Below are 24,495 nucleotides of genomic sequence, written 5' to 3'. Positions count from 1 at the left end.
AGATCAGAGGAACGACAAGAGATGACGATGACCCCCGAACAGGCGGCCTGGTTCCAGGGCACCTTCACCCGCCTCACCGATAACGTCGACCGTGCGCTGCAGGGCAAGCGCGACGTGGTGAGCCTGGTGCTCGCCTCGATGCTCGCCGAGGGCCACGTGCTCCTCGAGGACGCCCCCGGCACCGGCAAGACGAGCCTCGCGAAGGCGCTCGCGGCGACCGTGCAGGGCACCAGCTCGCGGATCCAGTTCACGCCCGACCTGCTTCCGTCCGACGTGACCGGCGTGACGATCTACGACCAGAACGCGCACACGTTCGAGTTCCACCGCGGACCGGTGTTCGCCTCGATCGTGCTCGCCGACGAGATCAACCGCGCCTCGCCCAAGACGCAGTCGGCGCTGCTCGAGGTGATGGAGGAGTCGCGGGTCACGGTCGACGGCGTCGCGCACGAGGCGGGGCGCCCCTTCCTCGTGATCGCCACCCAGAACCCGATCGAGCAGGCGGGCACGTACAAGCTGCCCGAGGCGCAGCTCGACCGCTTCCTGATCAAGACCTCGATCGGCTACCCCGACCTCGACGTCACCGCGGCGATCCTCGCGGGCGCGGCCGACCGCAACCCCTCCGCCAAGCTCACGCCGGTCATCACCACGAGCGCCGTCGCCGACATGGCCGACCTCGCCGCGGCCGTGCACGTGGAGCCGGCCGTGCTGCGCTACATCGCCGAGCTCGTCGAGGCGACCCGCGCCGACTCCGCGATCCGCCTCGGCGTCTCGGTGCGCGGCGCCTTGGCGATGGTCCGCATCGCGAAGGTGTGGGCGGCCGCGCACGGGCGGCACTACGTGCTGCCCGACGACGTGAAGGCCCTCGCCCGACCCGTGTGGCTGCACCGTCTGCTGCTCGACCCCGAGGCCGAGTTCGCCGGCACGACCCCTGAGACCGTCATCGCGCGCGTGGTCGAGAAGATCGCCGCCCCGCAGGCGCGCGCCGCGGCCTGAACCGCCCCGCTGGTCCCCGAGCTCGTCGAAGGGGCCTGGATCGCTGGAAGACAGAGAGCACGAGAATGACCACGACCGCCCAGGTGCGAGGCGCCGACCGTCCGGCCGGCTGGCGCGACATCGCCGCGCTGGTGCTCGCGCGCGTCGGCGCGCGGCTGCGCCTGATCGCGTCCGCCGTGCGGCCCCTGGCCTGGGTGCTCGGCGCGATCGCCCTGGGGTGCCTCGTGATCGCCCTGCTGCTCGGGTGGCTCGAGGTCGCCGTGATCGCGCTGGTGATCGCCGTGGTGCTGGTCCTGTGCGCGCTGTTCCTGATCGGACGCACCGCCTACGACGTCAGCCTGGACCTCGCCCGCACCAGGGTCGTCGTGGGGGAGCGCGCCGTGGGTGCGCTCACCCTCGCCAACCGCGGCTCCAGGGCGATCCTGCCCTCCCGCGTGGTGCTGCCGGTCGGCGCCGGCCGCGGCGAGTTCGGCATCAAACGGCTCGCTCCGGGCGAGGAGGCGGAGGAGCTCTTCGCGATCCCCACCCACCGCCGCGGCGTCGTCTCGGTCGGACCGGTCAGCGTCGTGCGCGGAGATCCGCTCGGGCTCTTCGAGCGGGCGCACCGCCGGGACGACCCGATCGACCTGTTCGTGCACCCGCGAACGATCGTGTTCGACGGCCAGTCGCTCGGGTTCCTGCGCGACCTCGAGGGCCTTCCGGCGTCGGATCTGTCCCGCGACGACGTCTCGTTCCACGCGCTGAACGAGTACCAGCCCGGCGATGATCTGCGCCGGGTGCACTGGCGCTCGTCCGCGCGCACCGGCGTGCTCATGGTGCGCCAGTACGAGGAGACCCGCCGCTCCCACTTCGTGATCGGCCTGAGCCGTGCGGCGAACGAGTACGCGGAGCCGGAAGAGTTCGAGCTGGCGATCTCGCTGGCCGGATCCGTGGGCCTGCGTGCGATCCGCGACTCGCAGCACGTGGATCTGCGCGTGCAGGGCAGAGCGCTGCCCTCCGGCACAGGCAAGCAGCTCCTGGACTCGCTCGCCGGGGTCGAGGAGGGCCGCGCCAAGGAGGGCGGCCTGGCGACGCTCGCCGGCACGGTCGCCGCGCACATGCCGCTGTCGAGCGTCGTCGTCCTCGTCGGCGGCAGCCGCACCACGCCGGAGGAGCTGCGCGCCGCCTGCGCCCGGCTCCCGTTCGGCTCCCGGGTGCTCGCGATCGTCGCGGACCTGGGTGAGGCGCCGTCGCTGCGCCGCATCGGCGAGGCCGACGTGATCACAGTGGGGGCACTCGAGCAGCTGCCGCTCGCCCTCGGGAAGGTGCTCGCATGACCGCGCCAGCGCAGGCCGGCTCCGGCCGCTCTCCCCAGGCCCCGAAAGCGCCCCGCGCGCCGAAGGCCGCCCGCACCCCGCTCTCCCCGCGGCGCGTGCTCATCGACCTCTTCGCGGTCGTCCTGCTCATCGGCGTCGGCATCGTGGGCTGGTGGCCCTCGTTCGCCGGGGGCTCCTACCTGCCCGCCGCGATCGGCGGGATGCTCCTCGGCGCGGGCATCGCCCTCCTCTGCGCCTGGCGCGGGTGGGGCATCCTGGCCACGGCGGGGCTCACGCTGCTCGCGTACTTCCTCTTCGGCGGAGCACTCGCCCTGCCGCAGACCACGCTCTTCGGCGTCGTGCCCACCGGCGAGACCCTGGGCGCGCTGTCCGCCGGAGCGGTCACGAGCTGGAAGGCCATGCTCACCACGGTCGCCCCGGTCGCGATCGGCGACGGCTACGCCCTGGTGCCGTTCCTGTCCGCCCTGGTGTCGAGCGTGGTCGCCGCCGCGCTGGCGCTGCGTCTGCGCCGCGTCGCCTGGGCGCTCATCCCGGCGGCCGCGCACCTCATGCTCGTGATCGCGATGGGCGTGCCGGATCCCGCCGCCCCGATCGCCCAGGGCGTCGTGTTCGCCCTCGTCTCGGTGGCGTGGCTCGCGCTCCGTGGCCTCGGCGAGAACGCCGATGCGGCCGTGTCCGTCGCGGCCGACGGATCCCGCTCCTCCGCCCTGCGCCGCCGGCGCATCCTGGCCGGCACCGCCGTGCTCGTCGTGGCCGGCCTCGCGGGCACCGGTGTCGCCGCCGCGACCACGCTCGCCGAACCGCGGCACGTGTTCCGCGACGTGGTGCTGCCGCCGTTCGACGTGCACCAGTACGCGAGCCCTTTGCAGTCGTACCGCGGGTACGTGAAGGACCACCGCAAGGACACCCTGTTCACGGTGAAGGGGCTGCCCGAGGGCGCCAGGATCCGGGTCGGAACCATGGACGCGTACAACGGCGTCGTGTACGACGTGTCGGACAAGGGCATCGGATCGTCCGGCGCGTTCAGCCCGATCCGCGACAACATGTCCGCCGATGCGACGGGATCCCCGGCGACGCTGGACTTCACGATGGACCAGTACGCGGGCGTCTGGCTGCCCGACGCCGGCCGGGTGAGCAAGATCACGTTCGACGGATCCGGGGCCGACGCGCTCCGCCGCGGCACCTACTACAACGAGTCCACGAGCACGGCCGTCGCCACCTCGAAGCTGCGCAAGGGCGACTCGTACACCGTGGACACCACGATCCCGAAGACCTGGACCGACAAGCAGCTCGAAGACCTGGACTTCGGCACCGTCGCCATGCCGAAGCAGGCAGAGGCGCCGGAGAGGCTCTCCGCGCTCGCCTCGGACACCGTGGCCGACGCGAAGACCCCGATCGCCCAGGTGCGGGCGCTGGTGAAGAAGTTCTCCGAGGAGGGGTTCTTCAGCCACGGCCTCGACGGCGAGGCGCTGAGCCGCGCCGGGCACACCGAGGAGCGCATCTCCACGCTGATCGGCGGAGAGCAGATGATCGGCGACGACGAGCAGTACGCCGTCGCGATGGCGCTCGCGGCGCGCTCGCTGGGGATCCCGGTCCGCGTCGTGATGGGCTTCTACCCCGACAAGGGCCAGAAGGGCACGTTCTCCGCCAATGGCGACAACCTGCACGCCTGGGTCGAGGTGAACTTCGAGAAGGCGGGCTGGGTGGCCTTCGACCCGACCCCGCCGAAGGACAAGGTCCCGCAGGACCAGATCACCAAGCCCAAGGTCGTGCCCAAGCCGCAGGTGCTGCAGCCCCCGCCCCCGCCGCAGGAACCGGTGGACCTGCCGCCGAGCGTGCCGGATCAGCGAGGCAACCAGGACGGTCCGGACAACCTGCTGAACATCATCGGCACGATCCTCGCGATCGGCGGCGGCGTGCTGCTCGTGCTCGCGATCCTCGCCGCCCCCTTCATCGTGATCGGCGCGTGGAAGGCCGCCCGCCGGCGCAAGCGTCGTGCGGCGGCGCTCGCCGCCGACCGCATCAGCGGCGGATGGGACGAGCTCACCGATCGGGCCGTGGACTACGGAGCGCGGATCCCCGCGGGCGGCACCAGGGCCGAGGAGGCGCAGACCGTCGCGACCGCGCTCACCGTGCCGGCTGTCACGGTGCTGGCCGACCACGCCGATGCACAGGTGTTCGGCCCCACCGAGCCGACCACGGAGGACGTGGACGCGTTCTGGCGCGAGGTCGACGGCATCGTCGCGGGCCTCGGCAGCCAGGCGAGCTGGCGGCGACGCACGCTTGCACGCCTCAGCGTGCGCTCGCTGCTGGGCGGGTCGCGCCTGTCCGCGGGCGTGCAGGGCCTGCGCGACGCGGCGGCGGAGCGCATCCGGCGCCCCGGGGCGGGCTCTGGCGCCGCGACCGGCAGTACTGGCACGATCGAGAGCACCGCAGCCAAGACGGGCGGCACCCGAACCGCACGCCCCGGATCCGAGAGCGAGACCCCATGACCATGAGCCAGGCCGGGCCCATCGCTCCCCTCGCGCGCCGCGCGATCGCCTGCGCGATCGACCTCGCCATCATGGCGCTCATCCTCCTCGTCGGCTACGGCGTGACCGCGGCGACGACGCTGTCCGGGCTCACGGCGGAGAACGCGGCGTCCAAGGCCGCAGGACTGGTCGTGGGCGTGGGGCTGACGTTCACGATCGCGCTGGCCTGGTTCGTCGTGTTCTGCTTCCTGCAGGGATCCGGTGGATCGATCGGCATGCGCATCATGAAGCTCCGGCTCGTGCGCGAGGGCAGCGAGGTGCCGCTGGGCTTCGGCCGCGCGCTGCTGCGCAACATCGTGTTCGGGCTGAGCGCCGCGATCGTCGTCGGCTACTTCACGCCGCTGTTCGACGGATCCGGCCGGTTCCAGGGCTGGCACGACCGCGCGGCCGGAGCGCTCATGCGCGACGCGCGCGGTGCGACGGCCCCGGCGCCCGCTGCCGCGACGCCACCGGCGGCTGCGGTCCCTGCGGACGGGCCGGCCGCCTCCTTCGAGCCGTCACCGCAGAGCGGGCCGTTCCCGCCATCAGAGCCCGACCCCCTGTTCCCGCCGTCGGCGGCGCCCGTCGGCCCGCAGGACGGGCACACCGGCTTCACCCTCCCGCCGGCGCCGGGTGCCGACGGATCCGTCCCGGCCGGAGCGGTCGCCGCCGCTGAGGCCGACCCGCATGATGAGACCGTGCTCTCGCCCGTCGCGCAGGCTGCGGCCGACGCCGCGCACGAGGGCGCCATGATCACCGTGGTGCCGGGGGTCAGCCCGTCGGTGCCGGCCCCGGCGCCCGTCCCGGTGACCGGGCCCGAGACCGTGGCGCCGGCGCGGCCCCCGGTGCCGGCAGCTCCTCCCGTCTCGGTCGAGGCCGCGATGGCACTCCCGTCGGTGGCCCAGCCCGTCGAGGACGAGGACCTCGAGGAGACTCGGATCTCGATCCCGGGGCACCGCCTGCAGTTCGTCTGGGACGACGGCGCCCGGGCCACGGTCTCCGGACGCACGCTGTTCGGCCGCAACCCCGCACCGGAGGCCGGGGCGACGGTGGTGGTCGTCCGGGACGAGACGCTCTCCCTGTCCAAGACGCACTTCGAGGCCGCCGCCGAGGCGGCAGGGGGCTGGGTCATGGACCGGCACTCCACCAACGGCATGACGATCGTGCGCGACGGCGTGCGGATCGCCTGCCCTCCCGGCGAGCGGGTGCGGATCCGCCTGGGCGACGCCATCGAGATCGGCGACCGGATCGTGACCGTCGGAGGCTACGCGTGATCGGACCCATCGTCGCCCGCGCGGGCGCCTCCACGCACACCGGGCTGCGCCGCGCGCTCAACGAGGACGCGCACCTCGCGCAGGCGCCGCTGTTCCTCGTCGCCGACGGCATGGGCGGGCATCAGGCCGGCGACATCGCCAGTGGCACGGTGATCGAAGGCTTCGCCGCCCTCCGCGGGCGCCCGGCGCTCACGATCGACGACGTCAGCTTCACGCTGGCCCGCGTGCGCGCGGCGGTCGACGCGATCGCCGGCGCATCGCTCGCGAACGGCGGGGTCGCGAAGGCGGGCACAACGCTCAGCGGCGTCGCGATCGCGGCGGTGGACGGGGTCGGCTACTGGCTCGCGATGAACATCGGGGATTCGCGCACGTACCGGCTCTCGGGCGGTGTGCTGGAGCAGATCTCCGTCGACCACTCCGTCGTGCAGGAGCTCGTCGACTCGGGCGAGCTGCACGCCGCGGACGCCGTGAAGGACCGCCGGCGCAACATCATCACCCGTGCGATCGGCGCCGGCAGCACAGGGGAGGCGGACTACTGGATGATCCCCGCCCGCGTCGGAGACCGGATCCTGGTCTGCTCGGACGGACTGAGCAGCGAGGTTGAGGACGACGAGATCCGGGCCCTGCTCGCCGTGCACGAGGATCCGCAGACCGCCGCGGACCGCCTGATCGACCGCGCGCTCGAGCACGGCGGGCGCGACAACGTCACCGCCGTCGTCGTGGACGCGATCCACGTCAGCACCCGCCCGGGGAGCGACGGCACGACCGGCATCGACGACGAGGACATCGACTCCGACACGCGACCGCGTGCCGAGGCCATGGGAGGGATGCGCTGATGAACACCGTCTACCGCGCAGGGTCCTGGTTCGCTCTGATCGGTCCGGAGGCCGTGGTGGCGCTGCCGCCGGACGCCGGCGCCGCTCTCGTGGAGCGGCTGTGGGAACGGGTCGGAGCATCCGAGGTCGCGTTCTCCGACGTGGTCGACGCGCTCACCGCGGCGGGAGGCGGGTCCTTCTCGGCCATCCCGCCGTTCGCCGCCGTCGTGCGGGAGGGCGAGAACGCGCGCGTCGCCGTGCGCGGACGGGTGCTCGCGCGGGTGCTCACCGCCGACGGCGAGCGCGAGATCACCGGCGCCGAGGTCACCACCTGGAGCGAGCGGTTCGTGCCGGGGATGACAGGCGTCGAGATCAGGGTCGAGGACGGCGGCGAGGATCCGAGCCTGCCGATCGTCGCCGGCATCGTCCGCGCCGCGAGCATCGCGGTCGGTGCGGCCGCCTCCGCTCCCGCTGTCGAGGAGTCGCTCTCCGAGGTCGAGCCCGAGGTCGCGTCCGCGCCCGCGCCGGCGTCTGAGCCCGAGCCCGAGCCCGCTCCGGAGCCGGTGTCCGTGTCCCAGCCCGTGTCCGGCCTCGCGCCCGAACCCGAGCCCGAAACGGATCCGGCGGGCGCCGCGGAGCCGGCGGGCGAGCCCGAGCCGGCTCCTCCGGTCCTCGAGACCCTCGCGGGCACCACGACGCAGGACCCCGTGCCGTCCTCCGATGACCTCGACGACATCGGCGACACCGTGCTCAGCATGCCGGCGCCGGTCGAGACCATCCTCCCGCCGGCCGACACGATCGCCGCCCCGCTCGGCGGGCACACGCTCGATCTCTCCCCGGCGTCGACTGCGGCTCCGGTCGCACAGCTGGTCGACGACGGCGACCACGACGGCGCCACGATCTCCCTCGCCCAGGCCCGCGCGATGCGCGGCGACCTTGCGGCCGACCTGTCCTCCGATCCGTCGTCCCCGATCGCGGGAACGGATGTCCCGGCCCCGATCTCGGCCGTGCCGGTGTCGTCGGCGCCGGGGATCGCCGAGGAACCCGCGGCGGCCGCGGCGCACACGGCGGGACCTCGGATCCGGCTGTCCTCTGGACAGGTCGTCGCCCTCGACCGCACGGTCGTGATCGGCCGCCGGCCGCGTGCGACCCGCTCGAGCGGGGCCACGCTGCCGCACCTGGTGGCCGTCGACAGCCCGCAGCAGGACATCTCGCGCAGCCACCTCGAGATCCGGCCCGAGACCGATGCAGTCGTCGTGCTCGACCTGCACACTACGAACGGATCCACCCTGTTGCGCCCAGGAAGCGACCCGGTGCGGCTGCACCCCGGCGAGCAGACCATCGTGGTCACCGGCGACCTGATCGATCTCGGCGACGGGATCACCGTCGCCTTCGAGGAGCTGCCGTGAGCCGGCCGCCGTCTCCGCCGCCGCAGCTGGACGGGTTCGACTACGTCGAGCCGCTCGGCACGGGCGGCTTCGCCGACGTCTTCCTGTACGAGCAGCAGCAGCCGCGTCGCCGCGTCGCCGTGAAGGTGCTGCTGGCAGACCGGCTGGCGTCGGGCGCCGCGCAGGAGTTCGCCGACGAGGCCAACGTCATGGCGATGCTGTCGACGCATCCGGCCATCGTCACGATCTACCAGACCGGCGTCGCCGCCGACGGGCGGCCGTACCTGGTCATGGAGTACTGCCCGCGGCCGAACCTGCAGCAGCGCGCCCGCAAGGAGCCGTTCAGCGTGGCGGAGGCGCTGCGCGTCGGGGTGCAGGTGGCGGGAGCCGTGGAGACCGCGCACCGCGCCGGCGTGCTGCACCGCGACATCAAGCCCGCGAACATCCTGGTCACGGCCTACAACAGGCCGGCGCTGACCGATTTCGGCATCGCTTCGACCACGGGTGCCGCGAGCGAGGCCGCCGGCATGTCGATCCCGTGGTCGCCGCCGGAGTCGTTCGGCGACCCGCCCCAGGGCGGTGTCCGCTCCGACGTGTACGCGCTCGCTGCGACGCTCTACACGCTGCTCACCGGGCGCAGCCCGTTCGAGAAGCCGGGCCAGCGCAACAGCGGCGCCGACCTCATCGCGCGCATCGAGTCCGAGCCGCTGCCGCCGCTCGGCCGCGCGGATGTTCCGGAGAGCCTCGGCCGCCTGCTCGAGCGGGGCATGGCGAAGAACCCCGACGACCGCTTCGGCAGCGCGGTGGCGTTCGCGCGGGCGCTGCAGAAGATCCAGATCGAGCTGAGCCATTCGGTCACCCCGATCGACATCGTCGACGACCACCAGCCAGAGCCCGGTCACGACGACGACGATGACGGCCTGACCAGGGTGCGCGAGGTCGTCAGCATCGACCCCGGCCACACCGCCACCCGGCCGTCGGCGACGACGAGCCCGATGCCGCCGCCGGCGGGTCCGCATGCTCCCGGCCCGCGCTTCGACGCCGCCCTGCCTCCCGTTCCGGTCGGGGATCCGTCCCTCACGGAGGAGACCGTGATCCGGGTGCCGCAGGACACCACGGCGGCGGCCGCCCCTGCCCCGGGCGCGCCGGTCCCCGCTCCGGCCCCGGAGCACGGGGACGAGGATCCGACCATGCTGCGGGCTCCGCGCACGGTCAGCCCGATCGCCGGCGTCCCCGCCGCGAACGATCTGGGCCCGGCGCTCGCGCCGGCATCTCCCGGCACGGCAGGAGGCCCTGCGCCGGAAGCCCCTGCCGCACGCGGATCCCGCAAGGGGCTGCTGTGGGGGCTGGTCGCCGCGGTCGTCGCCGTCGTCCTGATCGGTGGATCGGTCGTGGCCGTGAACCTCCTCAACGCGAACCGGGCGCTGCCGAAGCCCAGCCCCTCGACCGACGTGAACCCCGTGGATCCGCTCGGAGACATGGCTGCGGCGCCGAAGGACGTCGTGGGCACGCCGGACGGCGCCGGAAGCGTGCACTTCACCTGGACCAACCCGAAGCCGCAGGATCGCGACTCCTACCTCGTCACGGTCATCACTCTCGCCGGGGACGGGGAGACGACAAAGGTCGACAAGACCGAGATCACCATCCCGGCGCAGGTGGGCGGGCAGACCTGCGTCGACGTGGTGCTGCGCCGCGAGAACGGTTCCGGTTCGGCACCCGTCCGGGGGTGCACGACGCCATGACACTGGATCCGGAGATCACGCAGGATCCGTCGCGTGCGCGCGTGACGGTCGAGTTCGCGGGCGAGTACTTCCCGATCCGGCCCGGCGGCCGGTTCGTCGTGGGACGCGAGGGCGACCTCTCCATCGACGACAACCTGTTCCTGCACCGGCACTTCCTGGAGATCGCGGAATCCGGCAGCCTCTGGTGGCTGGCCAATATCGGGGCGCGGCTGCAGGCGACGGTGACGGACGCTACTGGCGGTGTGCAGGCCTGGCTCGCCCCCGGCGCGCGCCTCCCGCTGGTGTTCGCGACCACGAGCGTCGTGTTCTCGGCGGGACCGACGACCTACGAGTTCACGATCCACTCCTCCGAGCCCACGTTCCGGGAGACCCGGCGCGAGCGTGAGGTCGAGGGCGACTCCACGATCGGCGAGGTGCCGCTCACGCTCAGCCAGAAGCAGCTGCTGCTCGCGCTCGCCGAGCCGCTGCTGCGCCGCGATGGCACCGGCATGAGCGCCATCCCGTCCAGTGCCGACGCCGCAGCACGCCTGGGGTGGACCGTGACGCGGTTCAACCGCAAGCTCGACAATGTCTGCGACAAGTTCGACCGGATCGGCGTGCCGGGGATGCGCGGCGGCGTGGGAGGATCCGCCACGAACCGGCGCGCGCGCCTCGTCGAGCACGTGATCGCGTCGCGTCTGGTCGCGAAGGCGGACCTCGCGCTGCTCGACGTCGGGGAGACGGATCCCGCCGACGCGGAGTGAACGCCCCGGGGGGATGGGTAGTGCTGCCCATCGACGGGGTTGTGTGGGGGTTGTTAGGTTTTTGGTGTCGGGCCGGTTCGGGTCCGGTCCAGTGATTATCGGAGGTGTGGCGTGGCTGATTTCGGTGCGTCTTATGCGGAGATGGAGCAGGTGGCGTCGTCGTTGTCGCAGGCTCGTGATGATATTCAGGGTCAGTTGGACACTCTGAAGGGGCAGGTGGACAACCTGTTGGGTGAGGATTTCAAGACGCAGCATGCGTCGGGGAAGTTCGGTGAGGGGTATGGGGAGCTGACCACGGGTCTGAAGCAGGCGGTGGACGGCATCAATGACATGTCGGAGTCGCTTCTGGGCATGATGCGTGCGATCCAGGATCTGGACACGCAGCTCGCCGGCGGCTGACACCGCACCGCGCAATCGGAGGCGTCGTGCCGGATCGTTCCGCATGGCGCCTCCGATGAACGCAACCGCAGAAGCAGCAGGCGCCCGCAGGGCGATGACACGGAGGGCATGAGATGGCGGGGGACCGGGTTCTGTACCCGATCGACGATCTGAAGACGACCAGCGCGCAGTTGATCGCGATCGTCGACGAGTTCGAGGCGGCGTCGAATCGGCGAGACGACCTCGAGCAGGCGGTGGGACGGCCGGACGGCGACGACCGCCTGAAATCGCGCGTCCACGACTTCGAAGGCAGCTGGAACGACAGCCGCGACAAGCTGCTGTCCAAGCTCAAGGAGATCTCCGATCGCGTGAAGGGCACCGTCGAGGAGGTCACCAAGACCGACACCGACATGGCCGGCTCGATGCAGCAGTCCGGCCAGGGCGCCGGCGGCGGCCGTGGCAGTGCCGTGGCGAACTGAGGGGGAGCGGGATGAAGACGCATAAGGGGCACGAGGTCGCCGTCATCGAGGGCGACTCCGCCGCGATCAGCGAGCGCGGCACGACCATCACGACGCTCGCGACGCAGATGACCACCGCGGCGCAGACCCTGCAGGACATCAAGAGCGGCAAGCTCGTCGGCGAGGGCTACGCGATGGACAAGATCAAGGACGTCATCGGCGATGTCCACGGCGACCTCGACGAAGCGGGCCGTCGCTACAAGCCCGCGGGCAAGACCCTCACCGACTACGCGACGGTGCTCGCCACGGTCCAGGCACAGATGAAGACCATCGTCAGCGACTGCGAGACGAGCGAGAAGGCTCTCGCCACCGCGCAGTCCGACGCCACTGCGGCGGACAGCGCGCTCTCCCAGCACAACAACTCGATCGCCGACCACCCGCCGGCGCCCGACCAGGCCGACGCGTCGAAGTCGGCCGGCGAGAGGCTCTCCGGCGCTGCGTCGTCCGCGCACACCACGCTGACGACGGCGAACGAGACGCACGACCACAACCTCGGCCGCTTCGACACCGCGTACGACACCTGGGACGAGGCCTACGAGCACGCGGTGAACGGGCTCGGCGACGCCAATAAGATCGGCAAGGACAGCACCTGGGAGGACATCGCGGGGGTGCTCGCGGTGATCTCGGAGTGGGTCGGCTGGATCGGCCTTGCGATCGCCGTGCTGGGCCTCATCATCGGCGGCCCGTTCTTCGCGATCGCGGCCCTGGTCGTCGGCGTCATCGCGCTCGCGCTCACGGTCGCGCTCATGTTCGACGGCAGGAAGGACGGATGGGATCTGGCCTGGGCGGTCGTCGGCATCCTGCCGATAGGCAAGCTCGGCAAGATCTTCGGCGCCGGCAAGGGCAACATGCTCAGCAAGTTCGGGTCGGAGTTCGTGGGACAGTTCCGCAATCCGGTTCAGCAGATGCGCGGTCTGAAGAGCTTCGCGGACGCGGGGATCGAGTACGGGTCTCGAGGCTTCAAGGAGTACTACGCGGGCGTGAAGGGACTGCGCCGGCTCGGCGTCAATCCCGTCACCGGCTTCGTGGACGGTGTCACCGAGCGCATGCTCTTCGGCCCCGGCCGTTCGTTCTCGGTGGCCTTTCATGAGAGCGTCAGCTCGGGCAGCACCTTCTTCCAGAACGTGCTGACCCAGTCGCTGCCGAAGGGCTTCCAGGGCATCGCCGACGCGCCGTCCTTCTCCACGTTCGAGGCGATGTGGAACACCTACAAGTGGACCGACCGCGGTGTCTCCGTCGGTGCCGACGGCAAGCCCTCGGGTACGCTCTCGCCCGTCGGGGTCATCCGAGGGCTGTTCTGATGCCGCATCCGGGCGAGCTGCCCTGGGATCTTCAGTACGATGCGGCCCAGTTCGTCGCGATCCCCTTCCTGGACCCGGCCGACGCCGAGGGTGCCGACGCCTGGGCCGGGGAGGCCCTTGGGCGGTACGGGATCCAGACCGAGAACGCTCCGGAGGCCGCCGAGCAGATCTCGGCGACCGCTCGGATGATGCTCGGCACTGCGCGCCCCGGCGCCGCTCGGCTGTGGTTCGCCCCTCCCGGCATCTACAGCGATCTTCTGGTCAGCATCGCGGTCGAGTCGTCGGCGGATCGGCCCGGCACGGAAGAGCTGTTCGCTGGGGTGACGTCCTCGACAGCGGTCGACGTCACACCTCTGCGCACCGAGACCCACGGCGTCGGCTACGTCGTGCGCTGGGGCGCGCTCGTCGACGAGGAGGCGGAGCAGGGCGGGACGCTCGTCGCGCAGTGGACCGTGTTGCTGAACGACGGCACGTGGACGATCCTGATGGATGTGCTCGGTACGACGCTCCCCGCTTTCCTGCTGTTCGAGCAGCAGCTGCCTCTGCTGATCATGGGGATCAGCGTTCCCGATGCGGTGGTCCGATGACGTCCTTGCAGGACCTCATCGCCCAGGAGGAATCCCTCCTCGCAGGCTCCCCGCAGCTGCGCCGCCTGCACGCGGACGCGGTGAGGCGGGCACGAGCCGCGGTAATCGCGCTGCAGGAGGACAGTAGCATCGATGTCGATGAGGTCGAGGCCCGCCTGGGTCCGCTGTGTGCGGAACTGCTGGACGACTACGCGTCCGGCGCAGCCGCTCTCATCTCCGAGCAGGAGACCCGGGCCTGGCACGACCTCGCATCCGCGCTGCCTTCGGACTCCCGATTCGATCTGCTGCGCACGAACGATCTGATACGGGTGCACGGAGCGCCGGGAGCGGCGAGGCTGCTGGCGGCGGTGGAGTCCGTGCGCGGCGGCGCTGCGCCATCCGACTCGTTGGACCGCGGACTCGCGGCCGTGGCTCGCAGGTGCGTCTGCGGGTACGCCAAGACCAGGATCATGCCGAAGCACCTGTGTCAGCCCTGTGCGAGCGCCGTCGGAGCGGCCTGGGTCGCCGAGGAGCAGAGGCTCCTCCAGCGCGCGACCGGACTCCGTGACGAGACCGAGCGCATCCTCGACGAGGCGACGTCGGCGATCGCCGCGGCGCGCGCGATCGGGACGGATGATGCGTACAGTACGGAGGAGGCGGTGCTCTCCACCACGCGGCGCGCACTGACGCGCGCGAACCGGCGGCACCGCGATGAGGTGTCACGGCTCGATCTGAGCCGGTGGCGCGAGCTCGGGGACCTCGTGAAGCGCGCGTCGATGCCGACGATGGCCGCGGAAGCGCGTCGTGCGCGACGGCGCCTCGGCATGGCGCAGCTCTCCCGCCTCGCCCTGCGCGGCAGAGGATGACCCGGATGATGGATCGACGGCGGAGGAATTGACATGGGAACGATGAACGACCTCGGGGTCGAGCTGAGGTTCGGCATCCCCGCCTTCCGGTTCGTGCTGCCGCCCGGCTGGGTTCAGCATGTGCCGACCAACGCCGCGCAGGAGGACGACGTCAAGCGGGCCAGCGCGATCTTCCGGCAGGCGAACCGCCCGGATCTGGACGCGGAGTTCCGCGGGCTGATGGCGCAGACCAACCAGGCGATGGCGCGCACGAAGGTGTTCGCGATCTACCGCCAGGAGCACGTCGAGATGGACGAGCTGCTGCCCATGTCCATCACCGCGTCCGCGCTCAGTGCCGCGGACGGCGAGAACCTCGACGGCTGGGTGTCCGAGGCGTTCCGCACCAAGGGCGCGCAGTTCCTCGACGAGGACGCGAAGCACATCGTGCGGTGGCGGTCGGAGCCGCAGCGACCGGCGAACGCACGCCGGATCGAGGGGGTGAGCGGACGCACCCTCACCTACGTGATCCCCGCGCCGGGCACGCAGCGGCGCAAGGCCCTCGTCTTCACGACCACGATCGTGATCCCCGACGGCGACGTCGTGCCGGGCGAGGTCGTCGACTCCCTGGAGCTGCTCAGCGACGCGATGATCTCCACGTTCACCTGGGAGCGGGAGCTCGAGGAACCCGTGCTGCCGCCGGACCCCGTGGGCGACGACTCCGTCGACTGATCCCGCGGGGTTGTTCGGAGGATCTGTAAGCTGACGTCGTCATCGCGACTGCGTGTGGGGGGCTGCATGGCTGATGAAGTACAGGTGTTCTACAACCACCTGATCGTCGAGACCGGATTGATGAACGATTCGACGACGGCGCTTCTGGCGCGCTCGGGATCCCTGCAGGGCAGCGATGTGGGGGTGGAGAATCCCGCGCATCGGCCATCGCTCCGATTGGAGATGCACCGCCGCTTCACCGACCTGCGGAGCGTCGTGGAGGCCTGCACGACGGACGCGAGCGCGATCGCCGAGCGGATGCGCGCGATCAGCGAGCGCTACTCCGAGCTCGACGTCGAGCTCACCGGCAAGGAGCAGCCATGAGCCTGTCCTCGCCGAACCGCGGCTACGTGCTGGAGAAGATCGACGGCAACGCGGGTTCCATGGCGTCGTGGGTACGCACCTTCGACGAGGTGGCGGAAGAACTCGGTCACCTGCGCGACCGCGCGCAGCGCGTCACGGAGCTCCCGGGCATCGGCAAGGCCATCACCACGACACGCGGCGACGCGCAGACCCTCCTCGGTCCGACGCGCTCCGGCATCACGGATGCCGAGCTGCTCTCGCGCGTGCTGGCCGGGTACGCGGACGCGTACTCCACGTCCGCCGTGCCTGCGAACCGCATGATCGAGGAGATCGAGAACGCGCACGCCGCCTGGAAACGGGCAGCGGGCGAGGCAGAGCAGGCAGGGCTCAAGGCGCTGTGGTCGTCGCGCTCCGGCCCTGAGGACGAAGCAGCGACGGCAAACCAGGACGCGCGCGACGCCATGGCGGCCGCCGACACCGCGAAGTCCTCCCTCGACGCGCTCTGGGCCACCTGGGAAGGCCTGTACACCGCCTGGGACGAGGCCTACGACAAGGCGCTCTCGTCTCTGGTCTCCGGCGCCTCCGTGCTGCTGACCAACGACGAGAAGGCTCTGCTCGACGCCCTCCTTGCGGCGAAGGATCCGGCGGCCGTGCGCAAGCTCTGGGACGAGAATCCGGCCCTGCGCGATGCGCTCGCCCAGCAGTACCCCGACATCGTGGGCAATCTCGACGGCATCCCGTTCGATGTGCGCGCGGCCGCGAACCTGCGCAGGCTCACCGCGCTCCACGACCGGCTGAGCTCCCTGGAGGAGCCGCTGAAGAACGAGGTGACGGCGCTCTGGAACGAGGTCATGCTCAACAAGGGGCAGCTCGTCTCCTTCGATCCGAACGGCTCGGAGCAGACGACGGCTGCTCTCTGGTACGGCCCGTTCGACGCGAAGAACGTGTCGACACTGGTGCCCGGAATGATGTCGGAGGTCGGCGGGATCGGCGAGTTCGGCACGTCGGCGCGGGACCTGATCAGCGGAACCGGAGATGCGGCCATCGCCTGGTTCGGCTACGACTCTCCGAACTTCGCCGAAGAGCCGGCGATGTCGAGGGCGCAGGACGGAGCCCCGGCCCTGCGCTCCTTCCTGCTCGGGCTGGACGCCCAGCCGGGCACCAGGACGATCAACGTGATCGCGCATTCCTACGGCAGTACCACGGCCGCTCTCGCGATCGGCTCGTCTCCCGACGGGCTCGGCGTCGACCGGTTCATCACCGTCGGGTCGGCGGGGCTCCCGGACGACGACAAGGTGCTCGCGAATCTCCAGGGGGAGGGCGGACCGCGTGTCTACGCCACGACCTCGGAGAACGACTTCTGGGCACCGATCGGCAAGCTCACCGGATGGGGGCACCACACCGATCCGTCGTCCCTCGACGGCGTCACGAACTTCGACAGCGATGGCGGCGTCGACTCCTCCGGGAAGCCGCTGCTGTCCACGCCGGGGCACAGCGCGCACGGCGGGGCGAACTTCCCGTGGGAGCACGAGTCCGGAGGGTATCTGGAGAAGGGCAGCGAGTCCTTCTACAACGTGAAGAGCATCGTCACCACAGGAGAGCCGGGGACGGAGTCCGGGGGCGAGGGCAGCGCCGAGGGTTTCTGGGACAGGTTCGCTCGCGGCCTCTCCTCGTCAGGGGCGTACGGGTATGGCTACTAGGGTGTCGGCTGTGCGACACATGTGGGCGGCAGCCGCCGCCGGATTGGTGCTGACGATGACAGGATGCGGTGTGCCTGCGCAGGTTCCGCAGCGTGATGCGCTCTACCGCGACGGCGAACAGCGCTATCTCGCGATGGCGACGACGATGCATACGGTGCTCATGGGCGTGCACGAGGGCGACTGGACCGTCCCGACCGGCGGGTACGGGGCCGTGCCGATCGGCTGCTCCCTGGAAGGCGGCGGCGATCTCGGGTACCGGTTCAGCTATCGACGCGAGGTCACCCTGCCCGGCGTGGACGGAGAGACGATGAGCGCAGCCGCGATCGCGGCTTTCCGCAATGCGGGGCTCAAGGGCGAGGCCGAGGGATACGGGAAGGGTGACGCCGCCGAATGGAACCTCGTCGCCGAGGACGAGGCCCTGGGCCGCGTGGTGGTCACGGTCGTTCCGGGGGCGTCACGGGTGGAGGTCTCGGCGGACACCCCGTGCGCGCCGGGGAACGCCGGCGAGCTGTCGCGGATGGTCACCGACGACGAGGCGCGGGGGAGCGACACGCTGACCTGGCGCTCGCTCCCTGCGACCGAGGGGCCGGACTCCGTGCCGCTCTTCTACTTCCCGGTCGGCAGCCCCGTCTACTTCAACGAGGACGGATCCCCCGTCGAGCCGCAGCCCGTGGTGACGGCACCGCCGAAGGCGCCGTACGGCGACTGACGCACACGCCCCGGCGCTGATCGCGTCGCGATGGGTAGTGCTGCCCATCGACGGGGTTGTGTGGGGGTTGTTAGGTTTTTGGTGTCGGGCCGGTTCGGGTCTGGTTCCAGTGATTATCGGAGGTGTGGCGTGGCTGATTTCGGTGCGTCTTATGCGGAGATGGAGCAGGTGGCGTCGTCGTTGTCGCAGGCTCGTGATGATATTCAGGGTCAGTTGGACACTCTGAAGGGGCAGGTGGACAACCTGTTGGGTGAGGATTTCAAGACGCAGCATGCGTCGGGGAAGTTCGGTGAGGGGTATGGGGAGCTGACCACGGGTCTGAAGCAGGCGGTGGACGGTATCAATGACATGTCGGAGTCGCTTCTGGGGATGATGCGTGCGATCCAGGATCTGGACACGCAGCTCGCCGGCGGCTGACACCGCGCTCTGTGCTGCGGGGGCGGGTGGCGCGTCCACCGGCCCCCGTTTCCGCGTTTCGCGGGCGAGCAGCGGCGTACCGGGCTCCGGCCCGCCGCCTTGATAACGTGAGGGGATATGAGCCTGTCGAACGACATCTGGGAGATTCCGGCCCAGACCACCGACATCGAGGGTCTGGATGCGCAGGGGCGTCCCGATCCGGCGTATGCGCAGGCGATCGGGCTCGTCCCGGCCCGCGCGGGTGCGCGGGTGTTGTCGACCCTCCTCGAGCTGGTCGTGGCACTGGTCATCGCCACCCCCGGAGCGATCGCCGGCACGAACCTGGTGCTGCAGGGCGCTGCGGATCCGTCGGGGCTGCTGGCCCGCACGGACCTGATCTGGATCCTGCTCCCGCTGATCGTCTCTTACGCGCTCATGTTCGTCTACACGCTCGTGCAGCTCATCCTGCACGGCCTCAAGGGAGTGACGCTCGGCAAGGCCGCGTGCGGGATCCGCACCGTCAACGTCCGCACGCTGGAGAAGCCGGGCTTCTGGCGCGGCGCCGTGGTGCGCTACCTGATCCTCGCGGCGTCGTTCCTGGTGCCGGCGGTGGGACCGCTGCTCGTGATCGCGCTGTCTCCCCTGTTCGACCCCGAGCGGCGCGGGTGCGGATGGCCCGACCGGGCCGCGGCCACCTGGCTCGTCGACGTGCGCCGGGGGCTGAACCCCTATGACGGCAAGCGCATGCGCATCGCCCGCAAGCAGATCACCGCCGAGGTGCACGAGGCCGCGCCCGAGCTGCCCTCGCTGGCCACGCCGGTCGACCGCGACGCCCCGGCGATGTACGTGCCGACAGGACGCTTCTCCGGCGGGGTCGTGGGCGCGCACCGCGCCGCGGCCCCGGTCGCCGTGGCGTCCGGTGCCCCGGTCGCCGCCTCCGGTGCCGGTGTCGGCGCGCCTGTCGCGGGCGTGCCGTCCCTGGCCACGCCGGCCGGCGCTCCTGCGCCGGTACCCGAGACCCCGGTACCCGCGGCCCCGGTACCCGCGCCGACCGGCGCTCCCGCCGCCGGCTTCGCCCCGCCCGCGACGCCCGCCGCTGCTGCCTGGCAGCCTCCGACGATCGCGCCGGTGGAGACTCCCGCCGCACCCGCACCCGCACCGGCACCCGCGCCCGCACCCGCACCGGCACCCGCGCCCGCACCCGCACCGGCACCGGGAACGGCCTCCGGGCCAGACGCCCCCCGCGCGATCCTCGTGATCGACAACGGCGAGCGGATCGAGGTGCGCACCGCCACGCTCATCGGGCGCGCGCCGGCGACGGGCGACGGAGACGGCGACGCCCAGCTCGTGCGGGTTCCCGACGAGACGCGCTCGGTCTCCAAGACCCACGTCGCGATCCTGCTCTCGCGTCGCGGCGTGGTCGCCGTCGACCGCGGCTCCACCAACGGCAGCTCGATCGTGCGCGACGGCGCGGAGCACCCGCTGACCCCGGGGCACCCCGCAGAGCTGCGCGCGGGCGATGTGCTGCGCTTCGGCGATCGCAGCCTGCGCGTGGAGCAGGCATGACCCCCGGCGCCCGCGCGGCCGCCGCAGAAACGACAGCGCGCGAGCGCCGCCCGGAGGATCACCGATGAAGGTCAAGCTCACCCTGCGCCGCCCGGGCGCACCGCTCACCGACGTCGTCGTCACCGCCGACTCCACGGCCACGGTGGCCGATGTCGCGCACCACATCGCGACGACGGATCCGCTGCGCGCGATCCGCGTCGGGCACGGCGAGACGCTCACGCTCTCGGTCGCGCCGCCCACGAGCGAACGCCTGGTGACGCTGAACCCCGACCTCGCGATCGGCGACGCCCCGGTCGGATCCGGATTCCTCGCCGAGATCGTGAACCTCGGCGCCGACCGGATCGCGACCGGCACGGCGGGCGCTCGCCCCGCGGCGCATCTGCGAGTGCTCTCCGGTCCCGCCGCCGGGCAGGAGTTCTCCCTGCCGATCGGCCACTTCGTGATCGGCCGCGAGGCCACCGCCGACGTGCACCTCGCCGATCCGCTCGTCTCGAAGAAGCACGCCCGGATCGAGGTCGCCGGAACGTTCGTCGAACTCGTCGATCTGAACTCGGCGAACGGGATCCTCATCGACGGCGGCCTGGTGCAGCGCCTGCGGGTGATCCCGGGGCAGCCCTTCACGCTCGGCGACAGCGAGATCGTGGTGCGCCTGGTCGGCGACTTCGACGGCAGCGCCGCGGATCAGGATCCGGTGCTCGAACGCGGCGGTGCGCTGCTGTTCAACCGCAGCCCGCGGGTCGAGGAGCGCTTCGCCGGCGAGGAGGTGGATGAGCCGCGCTACCCCAGGGACCAGGTGCAGCGGCTGTTCCCCTGGCCCATGCTCGTCGCGCCGATCCTGCTCGCGGTGACGATGTACGCCGTGACTCAGCGTCCGCTTTCGCTGCTCATGGCGGCGGCGAGCCCGATGATGATGTTCGGCAACTTCATCTCGCAGAAGACCAACCTCGGCCAGCGCCTGCGCAAGGAGGCCGAGCTGTTCGAGGACCAGTTCGAGCGCCTCGAGGAGAAGCTCTACCACGCGCGCCCCCGCGAGCACGCGGTGCGCAACAACGAGGTGCCCGCCGTCGCGGTCGTGTTCGACGAGGCGATGCGGCTCGGGCCGCTGCTGTGGACCCGGCGTCCGGAGCACTGGAACTTCCTCGCGGTGCGACTGGGCACCTGCTCCGACCTGTCCCGCACCACGATCACCCGCACCGAGGCCGCCGAGGCGCTGCCCGAGTTCGTGGAACGGGTCGATCGCCTCGAGGAGCGCTACCGCGTGATCGACGACGTGCCGATCCTCGAGTCGCTGCAGAGCGTGGGATCCCTCGGCGTCGCCGGTCCCACCTCGGCCGCGGGCGATGCGCTGCGGGGACTGGCCGTGCAGCTGTTCGGCATGCACTCGTCGAACGAGCTCGTCGCGGTCGCGCTCACCGAGCCCGGCTGGGCGAACGAGCTGGACTGGCTCACCTGGCTGCCGCACACCTCGAGCGAGCGCAATCCGTTCAAGGAGATGGCGCTGGCCGACTCCGCGTCCACGGGCACCGCGCTGCTGAACGGGCTCGAGGAGATCGTGATGCGCCGCTCCAAGGCGGCAGCGGCCCAGCGCCTGCCCTACGGGGACGACTGGGATCCGATGCGCTACGGCACCGACGTCAAGCGCGCCGCCGAGGAATCCACGTTCGCGGGGCAGGCGGCGGTGCTCGTCATCGTCACCAACGACGCCCCCGTCGATCGCGCCCGGCTCACCCAGATCCTCGAGCGCGGCGCCGACGTCGGCGTCTACGCCCTGTTCGTCGCCCCCGTGGTGGAGGCGCTGCCGGCCGCCTGCCGCAGCTTCATCGATGTGACGGCCGGTCTCGAGCACGCGAGGGTCGGCACGGTCCGCAGCGGTGTCGCCTACCCCGACGTGAAGGTCGAGGGCGTCTCGCACGCCTATATGACCATGTTCGCCAAGCGCCTCGCCCCGGTCGTGGACGCCTCGACCGTCGTGGAGGACTCCTCCGACATCCCGAACTCGGTCATGTTCCTCTCGCTGGTCGGATCCGAGACGGCGTCGGATCCCACCAGCGTGATCGACCGCTGGCGGCAGAACAACACGATCATCGACCGCTCCGGTGCGCCGCAGTCGCGGCTCAAGAAGGCGGGCAACCTTCGTGCCATCATCGGTCAGTCGCAGACGGACGCGATGACCCTCGACCTGCGCACCCAGGGCCCGCACGCCCTCGTCGGCGGCACCACCGGCGCGGGAAAGAGCGAGTTCCTGCAGGCGTGGGTGCTCGGCATGGCCGCCGCGCACAGCCCCGACCGGGTCACGTTCCTCTTCGTCGACTACAAGGGCGGATCCGCGTTCGCCGACTGCGTCGACCTGCCGCACACCGTGGGCCTGGTCACCGACCTCAGCCCGCACCTCGTGCGCCGCGCGCTCACGAGCCTCCGCGCCGAGCTGCACCACCGCGAGCACCTCTTCAACCGCAAGAAGGCGAAGGACCTGCTCGAGCTCGAGAAGCGCCGCGACCCGGACACCCCGCCCGCGCTCGTGCTGGTGATCGACGAGTTCGCCGCCCTCGCCGGCGAGGTGCCGGAGTTCGTCGACGGCGTCGTCGACATCGCCCAGCGTGGTCGCTCCCTCGGCATCCACCTGATCATGGCCACGCAGCGCCCCGCCGGCGTGATCAAGGACAACCTCCGCGCCAACACCAACCTGCGCGTGGCGCTGCGCATGGCGGACGAGTCGGACTCCAAGGACGTCGTGGACGACGCCGTCGCCGCGTCCTTCCCGCCGTCGATCCCCGGCCGCGGCATCGCGAAGACCGGTCCAGGCCGCCTCGTGCCCTTCCAGTCCGCCTACGCCGGCGGCTGGTCCACGGACGAGGAGCAGGTCGCCGACGTGCGCGTGGCCGAGCTGCGGTTCGGATCCACCCAGCTCTGGGAACCCGACCAGGAGCCCGAATCCGACAGTCACGACGGGGACCTCGGGCCCAACGACCAGAAGCGGATCGTCGCGACCCTCGTCGCCGCGGCGAGGCAGGCCGGCATCCCCGCGCCGCGCCGTCCGTGGCTCGACGACCTCGAGCACGCGGTCGACATCCGCGATCTTCCCACGCTCGGCGACGGGCAGATCCTGCTCGGCAAGACCGACGTGCCGGCCCGCCAGCTGCAGGAGCCCACCTACTTCGTCCCGGACCGCGACGGCTCCCTGCTCGTGTACGGCACGAGCGGGGCGGGAAAGTCGACCGTGCTGCGCACCCTCGCGATCGCCGCGGGATCGGATGCGTCCACGAACGTCGAGGTGTACGCGCTGGACTTCGGATCCGGGGCGCTGAAGAGCCTCGAGATCCTGCCGCAGGTCGGATCCGTCATCTCCGGCGACGACGCGGAGCGCGTGCAGCGCATCCTGCGCTCGCTCGCGCGCGTGCTCGACGACCGCGGCAAGCGGTTCAGCGCCGCGAACGCCGCGAGCCTCACCGAGTACCGCGAGCTCACCGGGATCGACGAGCCGCGCATCCTGTTCCTGCTCGACGGGTTCCCGCAGTTCCGCAGCGAGTGGGAGTCGACCACGGCGCGGATGCCGTTCTACCAGACCTTCATGCGCATCCTCGGCGAGGGGCGCCCGCTCGGCGTGCACGTGATCGCGACCGCCGACCGCTCCGGTTCCGTGCCCACCGCGGTCAGCGCGAACGTGTCGCGCAAGGTCGTGCTGCGCCTCTCGGACGAGTCGGGGTACGCGATGCTGAACGCCCCGAAGGATGTGCTCGACGAGCGGTCCGCGCCGGGCCGCGCGATCGTGGACGGACTCGAGACGCAGATCGCGACCCTCGGCGGCACCCCGAACGTGGCGGAGCAGACGAAGCTGCTCGAGGCCATGGCCGCAGCGCTGCGCTCCGCAGGAGCACGCGAGGTCGCCGAGATCGGATCGCTGCCGACGCGCCTGCCGGTCTCGGCGCTCCCCGACCGCATCGGGGAGTTCCCGGTGCTGGGAGTCGCGGAGGACACGCTCGCCGCGCGCGACTTCGACCCGATCGGCACGTTCCTCGTGGCGGGACCGCCGCTGTCCGGCAAGACCACGGCGCTCAAGGGCATCATCACGTCCATGCGCCGCTTCGACCCCGCGGTCAAGCTGTTCCACTTCGGCGGCCGCCGATCCGTCCTCAAGGACTACGCCGACTGGACGCGCAGCGCGACCACGCCGGAGGCCGCCAAGGAGCTCGCCGCGGAACTCGCGGAGCTCGCGGGTGACGAGTCGATGCCGGTGCGGCTGCTCATCGTCGTCGAGGACGTGCCGCAGTTCGCGGACACCCCGGCCGAGCGCGACATGAAGGCGCTGTTCCAGGCGATCAACCGCAGCGACCACCTGCTGATCGGCGACCTCGACGTGACGCAGGCCACGAGCGGGTTCGGCTACATCGGCGACTTCAAGGCGGGCCGCAAGGGCATCGTGCTCAAGCCGGACGCCTTCGACGGGGACGCGGTGTTCAAGGTGCCGTTCCCGAAGGTGAAGCGCACCGACTTCCCCGAAGGGCGGGGCATCTTCGTGCAGGCGGGTCGCCAGGTGATCATGCAGCTGCCGCTGGTCGAGGGGGAGACGCTGGCCTGAAACGGCCGGTCAGCCGCCCCGGGGGTATGGGTAGTGCTGCCCATCGACGGGTGGGGTGGGGGTTGTTAGGTTTTTGGTGTCGGGCCGG

20 protein-coding genes are annotated in these 24,495 nt (G+C 71.3%); all 20 read left to right on the top strand.

The genetic code is table 11. From position 1 onward, the window contains the following. Window positions 1-21 precede the first annotated feature (21 nt). Complete coding sequence (locus ACFC1J_RS11295) at window positions 22-993, top strand: AAA family ATPase (protein WP_375905615.1); 972 nt, start codon at window positions 22-24, stop codon at window positions 991-993. A gap of 65 nt (window positions 994-1,058) precedes the next feature. Further along, entirely contained in the window at window positions 1,059-2,309 is a 1,251-nt protein-coding gene (locus tag ACFC1J_RS11290; protein WP_375905612.1) for a DUF58 domain-containing protein, read from the top strand. Next, window positions 2,306-4,801 (top strand): transglutaminase family protein, encoded by a 2,496-nt coding sequence (locus ACFC1J_RS11285; RefSeq protein WP_375905609.1) that lies wholly within the window; start codon window positions 2,306-2,308, stop codon window positions 4,799-4,801. The genes ACFC1J_RS11290 and ACFC1J_RS11285 overlap by 4 nt, the downstream gene beginning before the upstream one ends. Beyond that, window positions 4,798-6,093, top strand: a complete 1,296-nt coding sequence (locus tag ACFC1J_RS11280; protein ID WP_375905606.1) for an RDD family protein — start codon at window positions 4,798-4,800, stop codon at window positions 6,091-6,093. The genes ACFC1J_RS11285 and ACFC1J_RS11280 overlap by 4 nt, the downstream gene beginning before the upstream one ends. Next, the gene (locus ACFC1J_RS11275) at window positions 6,090-6,929 is read left to right on the top strand and encodes a PP2C family protein-serine/threonine phosphatase (protein WP_375905603.1); all 840 of its coding nucleotides are present in this window, start codon (window positions 6,090-6,092) and stop codon (window positions 6,927-6,929) included. The genes ACFC1J_RS11280 and ACFC1J_RS11275 overlap by 4 nt, the downstream gene beginning before the upstream one ends. Then, a complete protein-coding gene (locus ACFC1J_RS11270) occupies window positions 6,929-8,317 on the top strand; it encodes an FHA domain-containing protein (protein ID WP_375905600.1) in 1,389 nt (462 codons plus the stop codon). Before ACFC1J_RS11275 ends, ACFC1J_RS11270 begins: the two co-directional genes overlap by 1 nt. Beyond that, complete coding sequence (locus ACFC1J_RS11265; protein ID WP_375905597.1) at window positions 8,314-10,038, top strand: serine/threonine-protein kinase; 1,725 nt, start codon at window positions 8,314-8,316, stop codon at window positions 10,036-10,038. Before ACFC1J_RS11270 ends, ACFC1J_RS11265 begins: the two co-directional genes overlap by 4 nt. Then, window positions 10,035-10,781 carry a hypothetical protein gene (locus ACFC1J_RS11260; RefSeq protein ID WP_375905594.1) on the top strand — a complete coding sequence of 249 codons (747 nt, stop codon included), beginning with the start codon at window positions 10,035-10,037 and terminating at the stop codon, window positions 10,779-10,781. Before ACFC1J_RS11265 ends, ACFC1J_RS11260 begins: the two co-directional genes overlap by 4 nt. Before the next feature lie 111 nt (window positions 10,782-10,892). Further along, window positions 10,893-11,180: a WXG100 family type VII secretion target gene (locus ACFC1J_RS11255; protein ID WP_052674178.1), complete on the top strand. Its 288-nt coding sequence runs from the start codon at window positions 10,893-10,895 to the stop codon at window positions 11,178-11,180. A 113-nt stretch (window positions 11,181-11,293) separates the two neighbouring features. Next, entirely contained in the window at window positions 11,294-11,638 is a 345-nt protein-coding gene (locus tag ACFC1J_RS11250) for a hypothetical protein (RefSeq protein WP_375905591.1), read from the top strand. 11 nt (window positions 11,639-11,649) lie between these two features. Then, window positions 11,650-12,978 (top strand): hypothetical protein, encoded by a 1,329-nt coding sequence (locus ACFC1J_RS11245; protein ID WP_375905588.1) that lies wholly within the window; start codon window positions 11,650-11,652, stop codon window positions 12,976-12,978. Beyond that, window positions 12,978-13,565, top strand: coding sequence for a hypothetical protein (locus tag ACFC1J_RS11240; protein WP_375905585.1), 588 nt, complete (start codon window positions 12,978-12,980; stop codon window positions 13,563-13,565). The genes ACFC1J_RS11245 and ACFC1J_RS11240 overlap by 1 nt, the downstream gene beginning before the upstream one ends. After that, on the top strand, window positions 13,562-14,410 hold the full coding sequence (locus ACFC1J_RS11235) for a hypothetical protein (RefSeq protein ID WP_375905582.1): 849 nt from the start codon (window positions 13,562-13,564) through the stop codon (window positions 14,408-14,410). Before ACFC1J_RS11240 ends, ACFC1J_RS11235 begins: the two co-directional genes overlap by 4 nt. 33 nt (window positions 14,411-14,443) lie before the next feature. Further along, window positions 14,444-15,118, top strand: coding sequence for a hypothetical protein (locus tag ACFC1J_RS11230; RefSeq protein ID WP_375905579.1), 675 nt, complete (start codon window positions 14,444-14,446; stop codon window positions 15,116-15,118). 66 nt (window positions 15,119-15,184) lie between these two features. Further along, on the top strand, window positions 15,185-15,481 hold the full coding sequence (locus ACFC1J_RS11225) for a hypothetical protein (protein ID WP_375905576.1): 297 nt from the start codon (window positions 15,185-15,187) through the stop codon (window positions 15,479-15,481). After that, the gene (locus ACFC1J_RS11220; protein ID WP_375905573.1) at window positions 15,478-17,160 is read left to right on the top strand and encodes an alpha/beta hydrolase; all 1,683 of its coding nucleotides are present in this window, start codon (window positions 15,478-15,480) and stop codon (window positions 17,158-17,160) included. Before ACFC1J_RS11225 ends, ACFC1J_RS11220 begins: the two co-directional genes overlap by 4 nt. 70 nt (window positions 17,161-17,230) lie before the next feature. Next, on the top strand, window positions 17,231-17,869 hold the full coding sequence (locus ACFC1J_RS11215) for a hypothetical protein (RefSeq protein WP_375905571.1): 639 nt from the start codon (window positions 17,231-17,233) through the stop codon (window positions 17,867-17,869). A gap of 129 nt (window positions 17,870-17,998) precedes the next feature. After that, window positions 17,999-18,286: a WXG100 family type VII secretion target gene (locus ACFC1J_RS11210; RefSeq protein ID WP_052674178.1), complete on the top strand. Its 288-nt coding sequence runs from the start codon at window positions 17,999-18,001 to the stop codon at window positions 18,284-18,286. Window positions 18,287-18,403: 117 nt separating this feature from the next. Further along, a complete protein-coding gene (locus ACFC1J_RS11205; protein ID WP_375905568.1) occupies window positions 18,404-19,831 on the top strand; it encodes an RDD family protein in 1,428 nt (475 codons plus the stop codon). 64 nt (window positions 19,832-19,895) lie between these two features. Continuing rightward, a complete protein-coding gene (locus ACFC1J_RS11200; protein ID WP_375905565.1) occupies window positions 19,896-24,407 on the top strand; it encodes an FtsK/SpoIIIE domain-containing protein in 4,512 nt (1,503 codons plus the stop codon). Window positions 24,408-24,495 lie beyond the last annotated feature (88 nt).

It is taken from the genome of Microbacterium sp. NPDC056052, from assembly GCF_042266785.1.
Lineage (GTDB): Bacteria > Actinomycetota > Actinomycetes > Actinomycetales > Microbacteriaceae > Microbacterium.
Note: the sequence above shows the minus strand (reverse complement) of the source record. Positions and strands in the feature narration are given on the sequence as shown.